The 12,630-nt window shown below is 37.0% G+C and carries 11 protein-coding genes; all 11 read right to left on the bottom strand.

Annotated elements, in window-relative coordinates; all coding sequences use genetic code 11:
• Positions 1-18: 18 nt before the first annotated feature.
• On the bottom strand, positions 19-603 hold the full coding sequence (locus KS242_RS17970) for a hypothetical protein (protein WP_217324268.1): 585 nt from the start codon (positions 601-603) through the stop codon (positions 19-21).
• Positions 593-1,273, bottom strand: a complete 681-nt coding sequence (locus tag KS242_RS17965) for a hypothetical protein (RefSeq protein WP_217324267.1) — start codon at positions 1,271-1,273, stop codon at positions 593-595. The genes KS242_RS17970 and KS242_RS17965 overlap by 11 nt, the downstream gene beginning before the upstream one ends.
• Positions 1,274-1,562: 289 nt before the next feature.
• Complete coding sequence (locus tag KS242_RS17960) at positions 1,563-2,144, bottom strand: hypothetical protein (RefSeq protein ID WP_217324266.1); 582 nt, start codon at positions 2,142-2,144, stop codon at positions 1,563-1,565.
• 85 nt (positions 2,145-2,229) lie between these two features.
• Entirely contained in the window at positions 2,230-5,514 is a 3,285-nt protein-coding gene (locus KS242_RS17955) for a helicase-related protein (RefSeq protein ID WP_217324265.1), read from the bottom strand.
• Positions 5,515-5,582: 68 nt separating this feature from the next.
• The gene (locus tag KS242_RS17950; protein WP_217324264.1) at positions 5,583-5,771 is read right to left on the bottom strand and encodes a hypothetical protein; all 189 of its coding nucleotides are present in this window, start codon (positions 5,769-5,771) and stop codon (positions 5,583-5,585) included.
• A 1,115-nt stretch (positions 5,772-6,886) separates the two neighbouring features.
• On the bottom strand, positions 6,887-7,966 hold the full coding sequence (locus KS242_RS17945) for a DnaA N-terminal domain-containing protein (protein ID WP_217324263.1): 1,080 nt from the start codon (positions 7,964-7,966) through the stop codon (positions 6,887-6,889).
• A gap of 306 nt (positions 7,967-8,272) precedes the next feature.
• Positions 8,273-8,662: a hypothetical protein gene (locus tag KS242_RS17940; RefSeq protein WP_217324262.1), complete on the bottom strand. Its 390-nt coding sequence runs from the start codon at positions 8,660-8,662 to the stop codon at positions 8,273-8,275.
• Positions 8,663-8,739: 77 nt separating this feature from the next.
• Entirely contained in the window at positions 8,740-10,569 is a 1,830-nt protein-coding gene (locus KS242_RS17935; protein WP_217324261.1) for an LPD1 domain-containing protein, read from the bottom strand.
• A gap of 69 nt (positions 10,570-10,638) precedes the next feature.
• Positions 10,639-11,712 (bottom strand): DUF6094 domain-containing protein, encoded by a 1,074-nt coding sequence (locus KS242_RS17930; protein ID WP_254391898.1) that lies wholly within the window; start codon positions 11,710-11,712, stop codon positions 10,639-10,641.
• A gap of 61 nt (positions 11,713-11,773) precedes the next feature.
• Positions 11,774-12,268, bottom strand: a complete 495-nt coding sequence (gene ssb / locus KS242_RS17925; protein ID WP_217324260.1) for a single-stranded DNA-binding protein — start codon at positions 12,266-12,268, stop codon at positions 11,774-11,776.
• A gap of 2 nt (positions 12,269-12,270) precedes the next feature.
• Positions 12,271-12,630: a hypothetical protein gene (locus tag KS242_RS17920; RefSeq protein ID WP_217324259.1), complete on the bottom strand. Its 360-nt coding sequence runs from the start codon at positions 12,628-12,630 to the stop codon at positions 12,271-12,273.

Here is a 12,630-nt window from a genome sequence, read left to right as displayed (position 1 = left end):
TATATACACCTCGAATGGCTATATGCTGTACATCACTATAGGAGTAATCGTTGAAAGAACTGTTAGTCCAGCCGCACCTACAAATAAGCGCTTGGACCATCTAGAATATTCTGGATGCCTTAAGAAATGGTGAAAGAGCTTCATTATAAGTCCAATCAGAACCATTCCAACTGAAACTGATAAGCATATAGCGAGAATTAAACTGATTATATCGTTGATAATCAGTGTAACATTAGGTAGAACTGTTGTAAATACGAAAATGAAAAATATCCGGACTATAACCACAACTAAAGGAGTGTAGATTAAGATCCCTGTTGCACCCTTCAGATTAAAACCTGTTTTGGTTACTAAAGAATAACCAAGCTGTATGATTCCGAGCAGCGTCATTATAGTAAAGATTGCATTAAAGATAAAAGCAGCTGTTGGAACATATTCGTCTGCAGAGTTCGATGATATACCTAAAAACTTGTTATCATCATGATTTAACCCTTCTTGAAATGCGGCATTGTCATTAAAATATGAGGGGACAGATTCGGCCGCAGCTGTTAACGTTGGTACTGTAAGCAGAAACAGAAAAGAGAGAATTAATATCTTAGTTCGCACCGCTGTATCCCTTCTTTTTAACAACGAAGTAACCCGAGATTAGCTCAGTCTTAGTTTGGGTATTCATCTTTCCGTTGACAACATCAAAATGATTCCTATATGAATGTTGTTCCTCGTTTTCCTTTGCAACAGAAGTTATAACGTGTATCCACTGTTCAATTATTTGTTTGTTTACAACCCGATTCTTAAGTGTCTTAATTACATTTCTTGAATCGATAGTGATAGTGAAGATAATATTTGCTAATTCACTTTTGTAGCCTAGGACCTCTACTTTGCTAATACTCTGATGAAAAATAGCGTATCGAGTTAAATGCTTATATAAAAATTCGTAAATACTCAATTTATATTTAGGAACTTGTAGATTAGCTGTTATTGTAACTTTGTTGCTGTTAAAGTCCCCCTCTGGCATTACTGCGACTGTAGCATCTAATTTTGCATTTAAGTGCGAGCACATCGGCTCAAACCAACTTGTCTCCGCAGCAATAATATTTTCTTTAATGTTCTCGTAATAGTCTTCATCTTGAGCAATTCCGGAAAAGCCCATACCAGAGATTTTAGTGAAGGTTTTTTCTGGATTCGGGTTGTAAGTAAAATCAATAGATTCCAGGTTCATTGATTTTTGTTCTATCTCATTAATTAAGTTGTCGATGCCTTGTTCGTTTAAAAGCATAAGTAAGATCACCTCGTATATGTAGTTGGATTATAGGTTTAAAGAATTAGGTTTGAGATTGAGCATTAAGGACTATGTATGGATGTGAGATGTATATAACGGTCTATTTATCTAGGTTACAATACACTATTATTCCATATTATTAGTTAAAATGTAATGGAATGGAATGGAATGGATACATTTTTTACAATAATAGTCCAAAAGTCTCGATGCATTTCGCGCTGTCCTTTTCATAAGTACATATTGTAGCGATGATACCTATGAAAAGGAGGCGAAATGCCTCCCATAATTAAATTGCTTCTCCGCTGCTGTACCTTATATCTTCATCAGGAATAGCGTAGTCTTCATTGATAGATTGCTCTAACACCATTATTTGGTGCACAAGTATTTCTTCTTCTTCCTTTGTAACAAATAGAAGCAGAATTGAATCTTCCTCTAACCTACGCGCTTTCTTAGCTGAGATGTTTAACCAATGATAGTTACCATCGTAGACTTGAATCGATGAACCATCTATACTGGTTAACCTGACAGTCCATTGTTCCATAACTGGAGTAGGTATGTTCTTAGCAGAATCTATATTGTTACTTATTTCTTGCGGTTCAAGTACTTCTTCTTCAATGTACATCTGTCCATCCTCTTCATATATGTTGTAAGGAGGCATATGTTCTTCGTTATAACCAGATACTTCTTCTGCGATCTCCCTCAGTAAGTCATTGGCATTATCGTCCAATTTAGAAACTTCTACTGGAGGTACTTCAACACGATTATTTAACTCCAACGTCAGCTCTTCTTGTTCGATACTCTCTTCAGTTACTTCTAGAGCGTTAACCGCCTCAAAGAACTTGCTGTCACTATAAAACATTAGTGTCATTCTACGCTCATACACGTAATGTTCTACTAATAAATAGAGGACTATCATTAATTCTTGCAAAGGAACATACATTTATTTACCTCCATCATAAAGCGAACAAGTCCAATTCATATTGTCCATCCGCTATTCTGTTTTTCTTCTTACCTTTACTTTTCTTGCTCGAGACTTTTAAGGTAGTGTTTGATTCATGCTTCACAGCTGCAGGCAATTTTCTCTCTGGTTCAACCAGATGAGAAAGTACGGTAGCATCTGGTACATTTCTGAAACCGAATGCATGGATTAGATCCACCGATAGAACCTCTTTATGAACACTGAAACCATCTACTTCCCCACTCTCGATACTTGTTACTATTTGATTCACTCGTTTAATAAGTACATTTCTCGTTGATTCAGTCTTTATGGTCCGTTTTGTCCATTGGATGAATTGTTGCTTCACCGATGGCTTCTTTCCGATCCCGGATAAGATTTCTCTTGCTCTCTCTGAAGATTGCTCGACCCATTCTTCAGTAGATCCTTTAAGATTCCGTCCATCTTTAATCGATTTAATAAGCATGCTTTGAAGATCACCATCATCACCAAGCATTGCATTGAGTCCATCAGAGGAAACTTCACCATTGATGGCTCCAGCTGCTTTATTTTTCATGGCTATAAGCTGTGCCATTTGTTCTTGATAACAATGCTCATAAGCTAAGTAATAAAGCCGGCATTCTTCTGATTGTCCAATTCTCCATGCTCTTCGAGAAGCTTGATTGACAGTAAATAAGGACCAACTGAACTGATAAAAGATAATAGTAGGTGTACAAAGTAAATCTAATCCTACTTTAACTAGTTCTTGTGAAACGATGATACAATCGTGATCCTCATTCTCAACCTTATTTTTTAACCATTCACTTCGGTTATTGGTTGAGGTTGAGCTAGTATCAAGTATATCGACCTTGGCGCCAATTTTTTGGAGAATCGTCTTCAATCGTGGTCTCACGTCTCTTCCTTCAACTGAGGAACCGGTATCGCGAACATATATTATGGATTTTCTGCCTTGTTCCATCTCACCTTGTACCAGTTCTTGTAACTTTTTCTCTTTGTTTAGAGTCATGTTCTCTGGAAGGTGAAGAGGCTGCCATATAATTTCCCTTTCGCCTAAATCGTTTTTATATAAAACGTCTGGATAAGTGAAGGGATTATCCGGATAAGAAATACCAGTGTTCGTAAGTGGAAGATATAGTTTTTTCCCGTCTTGTCTTGAATGAATTAGATTCTCAAAATGAGAAGTCATAGCATTGTAGTTTTCGGCTAGCGGTGGGTCCATCTCAACAAGTATTGTTGGAACATTCACCAACTCTACCGGATCAGGCCACACATCAACTAATCTGACAAGAGCACTATTTTGAACAAGGAATTTACCAAAGACAAATGGAGAGATACCTGGTAACACTTTTTCAGATCTCTTCGTACCGCCGCGGCTTTGTTTGTTTGAGTATTCACCTTTGTCTGTTGTAGTAATGGTGGTAGTTTCGATATTTCCAAACTCCTCATTCCACTTTCGAACGTCATTAAATTTATAACCGTTCTTAACCATAACATTAGGGAATAATCGCCATAACAAGTAATATACATCTTCCGCTTTTCCACCGAAAAGTGTTCCTGTACCTCCGACTACCTTCTTACTGCATGCAACAAGTGATCCTAGACAATTGCCTTGTGCGGACATTCCGCTCTTTAGCTCATGAATCTCATCTACAAGGGATATATCGAAGAAGTTTTTCATCTTTCTTCTGATATACTCAATTGTTGCTATCTTGCGAGGTAGTCCTTTCCTTTTTGGGATATCCTTTTGATTGTCCAATAAACGTCTTGCTAATCGTGGATTATCGTTTGAGATAGCTGCCATTATTTCTTTTTCAAATGCGGCCCATTCTTTAAACGAGGCATAGCGATTAGGGACACTCTTAGTCCATAAGCTTCCTCCACATTCCGAGCAAAAAGCATTTGCTGGCATCTTGCTATCCGCGACTCTTCTTGATGTTCCAAACTCATTTTCTGCCATGTCTCTTTTTACTTTTACTATTTCCTCGCTGCCGCTTTCATTAAGTTGTGAATCAGTCGACTCAACTACCTGGTGAGGATGGCCACAATCTGGGCAATAGTATCCATACTTGTTTATCTTGTTATCCTGGAAGTCTACCGCAGGTACATAAGCTGAATCCCCTCTCATCGTAGTAAAACTGATGACAAAGAAGGTAGGTCTAACAGGTTTCACTTTTCCGCTCCGTATCCACTCTGAATGGTACCTTATTAACGATTCCGTCTTAGTGATAACGTGAACGATTGCTCCTGGTATGATTTCTTTTATCTCCTCTGGCCATTTCTTTGTGAGAGATGGCGGAACCATTACACAACAAAAATAACCTTTTTGACCTTTATTTTTATGAAAAGCATCCGCGATAGCAGCAAGCATAGTAGTCTTACCGGTGGACATTTCACCTTGAATGATGAAATTATCTTCATGTTTCAACCGCTTTGCAATTGCTGTAGAAACATGGGCTTGGACCGGAAACAACTCTCGCTTATAACTGCTGAAATGCTCTGATACTCCATCTGTCATAGGGTTGTGAATAGGCAAAACTTGAGCAGAAATCTTCTCAATCATGTCATCCACGTAGTTGGTCATATAACTGTTCAGATCCACTACTTCATGTAAGTTCTCGCCTTTACCATGCTGTGGAAACTGCAGCTTCCCCGCTTTAATTAATTTTGAAATTAAAGCATCCGCTTCATGCTCTACCATTCTTAGTCTGAGCAATGTAAAGCCTTCTTGAAATAATCCAGGATCCATGTAGAAGTCTACTCTCTCCAAATAATCGTTTAGGACCAATTCCTGATACACACAATCTTTCCATTCAGGAAGTATATGTAATCCGTATTGTCCCCCGCCAAGTATTTGTCTAAGGTCTTCTGCAGGTTCATCTCCAAATGAAAGAATGTATTCTTCATTTGATAAGACTTTATCGTGGACAATAGCCAGAGCCTTAGTTCCGTTTGAAAGGGTGATTGGAAACTTCTCATATTTCCCTTTCTCTGAGCTAAATTGAAACTCTTTCTCGAAAGAAAACTGAGATAGACCTTTTACACCATGTCCGAAATAAAGGCCATTGCTACCTATATCTACGGCTGCTTTCATTGCTTGAAGTGTAGAGTCACTTCCGGATATGATAGCAAAGAGTAAATTAGGCGGCACTTGTGCCTGATCTTCAGTCTCTTCAACAGCAAGCGCGTAACAATACGCATCCTGCCAAGCCTGGTCCATATACATCTCAATCATCTTAGGAGAATCTGAATTCTCATTTACTAAATCCCATTGAACTTGATTCATTTTATTACCTAAACACCAAAGGATAGAGGTTTCTCTCTATCCTCTAGCGATAGGAGTCACCTCCATTTTTAGTTATTCATGTACTTATCTACGATTTCAGAAGCTTCATCCATCACCTTAGCAAAATCCGTAATAGAGATTTTTAGCTTTTCGGCTTGGACAGCTTTTGAAATTCCGAGTTCTTGTAGTCTTTTTTGGTCGTCTGACGCCAACTGATGTAGATGACTCTTCAGCCAGTCAAATTGATTTGGTGTCATAATAGTAAACCCCTTACGTTTATTATTCTCGTTACTTCTGAAAGATTTTCTTGTCGCCAATTAGATTGGCTTTCCCATGATTTCATAAAAAGCATCCTCTCTCTTTTGTTTTATATATAGAAAAACGAGAAGCCTGGTTTACACCATGTTTCTCGTAGATCCCGCTTAGGGCATAAAAAAAACAGCCCTTGAGTTTAATAGTAGGAATAAACCTAGCTATCAACCACAAAGGCTGTATAAATTTAATTTAAATCAACAAACAGCTAATTCCCTAATGGAATTGCTAAATAATAATAACCGACTTAATACATGCATTCATTATAACTGTTATTGTAGAATTCGACAAGATTATAGTAACAATTTATTATAATGTGGTCACTTGTATTAAGCTAAGCAAATAATAGAGGGAGCAGTAAGATGCTTCCCTCAATACTTGCCTCATGTTCTAGTTAATTAACTATAGTTTGTATAATGTCTTGCAGCATTAACAAAGCCATAATTGAATCGCTATTTAGTGTTAAACGCAAGTGCATGTTAATTTTCAACTCCATTTTTACTCTCCTTTCCTGTACGTATACATGTACATAGCAACATATAGGAAATCATTGTGTTTTTTAAGGACGTACAATATTTTTCTGTTCATCCCTTAAACAAGAAAGTATTAGAGTTAAGACTCGGAAAGCAGTGAATAATTTATTATTTATTTAATGCATTAAGTATTTTTAAAAGAATCTATTATTATGGTATCAATTTATGATCCCCCCCATATCAAAAAATGATAGCTGATACTCCTATACGGTATTTCTATATAGGGGGTATAGATTTTCTATAAGCGATTACTTTTTGTGTTGTTCACAGTTTTTGTGGATAAATGGGGATATAGTTTATCGATTGCATACCTATAGATATTCTATATCCCCCCCTATCATTAATCTATATGTAGGGTTATAGATTAATGATAGCTAACTCTAAAAAAGAAATCGACACCCCTTATGGAGTGTCGATTATAGATTGCTATATTAAATTATTAATTAAAGCTCCTCCGATTAATAGTGTTAATAAGCCGAATACAGCAGCCAATATAGAAGCCATATTGTTTCTTGAATTAATACTCGTCATCGTGCGTCTTTCTGAGAATCGAATACTTCTATGCTAATGTTGGCTTCGATTTGTAATTCCTCTTTGAAAGTATCCCTTATCATTTGTATATAACTAGTCTGAAGCCAATCCTTTGCAAACTCATTTGGTGCGAGGATCACAAACTCCTTGGAGTCCAGTTGCCTTCCAAGTGTCCCTTTAAGCCAAGTGTCAAATGAAGGTTTAGATACCTTGTGCCTTAATGCATTTAAGATTTTTGTCCAGATCAATTTATCTTCTTCACTCAAACCATTTTGTGTGATTTCCCTAATCACATCTTCTTTACTTTTCACTACTGTCGTTCCATCCTCAACAAACGTAAAAACATTCCGGTTGCTGCCATTGTTAACTTTAAATATTCCTTGGTCAGTAAGGTCTTTGAGATGTTTTTGGTATTCTTCTTTATAGTCATCCTCAGTTGATATCATTAATGAGGAAGATTCGGCAACAAGTGCTTTTATACGTTCGTGATATTTTCGGTCCTCTACTGTTAATTGTTCAGCTAAATCATCGCTCAATATGGGGATCTTCTTCCGGACGACATATACTACTCCGGCATCACGCATACCTTTAGGCTTACCATGCTTATCGAAAACATCGACTGACTTCCAAAATCTAAATAAGAAGCCGTATTTCTCAAGTGAATCAAGATAACCGTTTAGTGCCGCTCTCTTTACTCCTATCCTGTGACATATCTCTTCTAAAGAGGGAAAAGTTATAAACTCTTCTGGCTGGCCATGTCGATCTAGATAGTCAAATAGATATTTACGTATAGCCATGTATGTAAAGACTTCCATTCCTCCGATAAATGGAGTCCATAACCACAGATAATTATGATATTGAGTGAATCCCCCGCCGTCATCAACGGATACCGACGGTGTGACAGTTTCCAGATTGAAATTAAATACGGTTTGAGGGTCGAAATATACCTTCTCGGTAACTTTCTTATTGTAAGTTTGCTTTTTACCTTTAATCGTTCTGGCAGCTGGTTCAGTTTTACCCGTATCGTAGTATCTGAAGTAATGGAATTTGCTGCTTTCTGTTTTTTTCTCTTTCATGTTTCATCCTCCTGAATCCAACACGCTTAGCTTCGGTTCTTCTTGAAGAGGTACAAATATCTGTGATATATTTAATTTAGATAATAACCAAGAGAACCTGCCTCCTCGCAGTTACAGCTGCGGCTTAGCGATGGTGGGTTTTATATTTTTATATAAGGAACAAGAAAAACCCCATGAAAAATAGACCTTATTTAAAAGGTTAGAATTCATGGGGTGTCCCTTTTTTATTAAGCTATAAACAATAATACCATGGGATCATGATATAAATCTATGTATTTAAGTAATCACAAAATAGATATAGCTATCTTATAAAGTTAGTTTAGTTTTAACAAGACTTGATACGAATCTTTTAATGTCTCTCTCTTTTTTGAATTTAAACTTAATTTTACCGCTCAACTCAATAGTTCCTAGAAAAGGATAATCAATTGCTTGCTCTTCAAAATCAATGTATTCGGTCCTTAGAATTTGAACGTGCCCTCTTTCAGGAGGAAAGTAAGAATTATATTCTAAGTGACTTTTGAAGACTCTAACTTTAATGTGAGAGATAGGGACTAAATCAAGTACAGTGTACTTATAGAATGCTATTACGCATTTATCATAACCAAGTGCTTTGGTTTTTAATTTGATCTCCAACGTGTCATTACTTACTTTTTTTATAGACCAATGTTCAGAAGGTATTATATGAGAACTGTACATTTTATATCCCCCTAATTTACGCTACTTTCATTATAAATGAAAAAGCCTGAAATCTCATAAAGATCCCAGGCTTTTTATTATATTAGATGTATCTTCGTAAATGTTTCAAATAATTGTTCGAACTTACGATTGATTTTCTCTCTTTCCTCGCCCTCTGGGAAGGCAATAGGATTGTTTGTCTTATAGACTAAATAATCATTTACTATATCTGCTTGTTGTAATTTATCTTCTAGAAAGGCTTCAAATGCACGCGCCGCCAGTTCTCTATTGCTACTCCAATACTTACCCCTATTACCCTTATCGAGCTTAAGTGCTGCTTGCATATAGCTACTGGTATTAGTAGGGCAAGGAACTGTATCTACAAACTTACCAGTACGGCTTTCATGAAGCTCAGCTACGAATGAGGCAAGCTTTCTTAAAGTACGGTCATTTTTTGCTTTAACCTTTTCCACTTGTTCTCCATAATAAGCAGCCATATCGATATGCTCTCTTAATGCATCATGTATATAATGCATTGTTTGCAATAAGTCTCCATCACATTCATTATATGCTCTCCTGGCAAGGACACGCTCAGTGATAGGAGGCTTCCTCTTCATACGCATAACTGGTACTTCAGAGATTGAGTTTCCTTCAGTTATGGTTTTCATAAGTTCCTTGAACTCATAAACAACAGCATTGGATAAGTTATATGACCCATATTTCTCTAAATCAGTCATAAAACCAATTTGGCCGTTCTTATAGTTATGCGACATATCAAAGATCCAATTGTCTAGTGCATGGAACCATTCATGTGCTGCAACACCAAGTAATCCTCGATTCTTTGTTAAATTAATAACTTTTGCTATAGGTTCATAATGACCAAGCGCTTTTCCTCTGCCGCGACTACCAAATGCCATAGACAACGTACCGTTTAAAGATATAGAGAAGTTATGATTCATATTTAAGACGTTGGATAGGTCCATAAATGCAGAAGCACAATTATTTATGTGATCGGCTCCTCTATTGTCATCCATATAATGCCCGAATTCTACGCCTCTAAATGAAAATAACTCCATTAGCTCGGTTGGTTTGTTTATCTTATAAGCATATCCGGCCGTTATGACAGGTGTAATAGGTAATTCTCGCTCCCAGAGGGGCTGATTTTTTGTTCCTTTCTTTCTACTCTTTATCGTAAGGTGATCCCAACTTTGAATGTCTCTTTTAATATTTCGTAGACTTGTATTTGCGCTCTTCGCACTTAGAAAGAATTTCACAAAATTCGGTCCAAGAGCTGTGAGTTTAACTCTATCTGGAATAGAACCTTCGTCTAAAATAGCATTATAGTATTTTAGTTCTTTTGTATATTGCCGATGTAATGCTGAAGGAGCCGGTGTTTTTTCAAGGCGTTCTTTAATCACTCTTAAATGACCCTTTACATTGAACATACTCATACAATCAGCTGTGAGTTTAATTCTAATTTCATATATAAACTCGATGAACTCATCAATTGTTGATATGTTTTCAACTAACATTTGATAATTCAAAGCCGCTTTGACAAATTCCTCTCTTGATTCTTTAGAATCAGAAGGGATCGATTGTATTCTCTTTATTACAAGGTCTTTGATTTTCGCGGCTTGAGGAGAAGTACCTTTCTCCTTTTCTATCGAGAGCGAAAAATCTTTAAATAGTTCTTTCCTTGTAACAACAAGAGATGCTTCGACAGGGCTAACTTCCTCCAGTAAAGATAAGTTGTTAAGATCCCTATTTTCTTCAAAACTCTTTCTAAGAGCCGCTTGATCCTTTCTGGCTCCTCCAATCTTAACTCCAACATCATAAGCTACATTATTGTTGTGCTGCTTATGTGTCCTGATTTCTTGGTTCTCAAGGATTCTTACGTTCTCATCGAATAATGACAGTTGATTTTGCATTTTTATTCCTCCATTAAAAAGAGAGAAAGCAGGTGCTTCCTCTCCTCTTGTTTTATTATATTGATAAACTCACACTAGCTTTTTTACGATACCTTCAGGTGTAATTACTTTTACTGATACGGATCGCTTTGTTCTGGTTTTTGTGGTTATTGTAGTCGAACCATTTTCATTTGTGTTTTCTTCAGATGACGTGACTTTTTCTACTAACTCCAGTCCTTGAACTAGATGATAGTTTTCTGCTTTTCCTATCTCACCATTAATTGCACCACTAGCGAGTAAAAGAGCCATCTGCCCCTGGTTTATTGGCAAAGCAGGATTACCGCCTATGCTAAGTTGCTTAGGTCGTGAGCGTTCTTTAAAAGCCGCGAATCCCTTTGAGTTTTTGATTTCTTCGTAAAAAGATGATTTACCATCAAGCCTTGAATGGAACACTGAAGGGCCTGTAGCAGCTCCAGGAACATTCCATTTATGTTTGCCAATCAACGTACTAATCGATGTGACATGTCGGGCTACGAACTCTTCATCATCCATTGACTGCAAGAAACCAAGTAGCTTCTTATTCGTTTTCTTAACACTACCCCTCTTTTTGTTACCGATAAATATACATTGCTTATATTCATCATAATCCTCATCTGAGAACCTCAATACACCTACATTCTCAAAGTTCGATGCAAGATATCTAGAGATTTTCTTATCAGCGTATCGATAGCTTGGAATGATATATATAATCAATCCGTTCTCTTTTAAGAATCTGTTGTTTCTTACTAACTCTGTCCACTCTTTTCGCTCTGTTTTTTCATCTCCGATACCTTTAATCGTGTGATCGTAAGGCGGATTCAGTAATAAGAGAGAAAAACTGTTGTTAGAAATGACCATACTTTCTATTGGTGCATTTCTAGCCTCACACAATATTTTCTCCGCTTCAGCTGCACGTCGGTTATCTAGTTCCACACCGTATGTTAAAATCGGTGTTTCATCTGTATGGAATGCTGCAGCTAACTGATTGAGTATCTTTCCTTCACCACAGGTTGGATCGAAGAAAGAAGCTCCTGAGTTTATTTCTAAGAGCTTAATTAAAAGCTCACCTTGAAATTCCGGTGTAGCAAAGTAACCGGCTCTTAATTTATTTCCTATGTGCGACATACTTCTACCTCCATAAAAAAGGTACTCCTAATTAGGAAGTACCTTTTTTACTCATAATTTATTAAAACGGAAGATCATCATCAGAAATATCAATCGGTTCACCTTTATCACGGAAAGGATCTTGGTCGTTATTTCGATTATAGTTGTTGTCATTGTAATTAGTGTTATTGTTACTATTAGTGTTCGAGTTCCGATTTGAATATCCAGAAGAACTTTGTCCGCCTCCTTGAGAGCCGCTTTTAGTCTCGAGGAATTGTACGCTGTCTGCAACAATTTCTGTTACATAAACCCGATTACCCTCTTGATTATCAAAGCTTCTCGTTTGGACACGTCCATCAACCCCAACAAGATTCCCTTTGCTCATGAAGTTCGCCAGATTCTCAGCTGGACGTCTCCATACAACACAATTTATGAAATCTGCTTCTCGCTCGCCTGACTGATTAGAAAAAGGACGATTAACTGCTAATGTAAAGTTGGCTACGGCCACTCCATTTGGTGTATAACGCAGTTCCGGATCCTTGGTTAATCTCCCAACAAGTACTACGCGATTTAACATAATTATTCCTCCTCGAATACAGGTATTAGTCCAGGACCTTGCTTGACTAAATACCATCTACAATCTGATTTGTTTAGTTCATACTTATAATCAAACGCCACACCTTTAAACGTAAGAGTTACATAACTACCTAATTCAATTAGGGTAGCATATCTAATCTCCCAGTCTGATACAGTGGGTTTTTCATTACCTTTTTCTCCACACACGTAACTAATTTCAATTTCTTCATTCCTGTCAGTCATTCCTGAAATATTTAGCACGGTTTCACCAATTATTGTATCAATTGGCTCCATTCCGCTTAGAATAACCCTTGGTTTTTCCCCTCTAATTTCGCTTGGTTGTTCGATCACTGTATTTTTCAT

It is taken from the genome of Terribacillus sp. DMT04, assembly GCF_019056395.1.
GTDB classification, from domain to species: Bacteria; Bacillota; Bacilli; order Bacillales; family Amphibacillaceae; genus Terribacillus; species Terribacillus aidingensis_A.
This window is presented reverse-complemented; position numbering and strand designations above follow the sequence as displayed.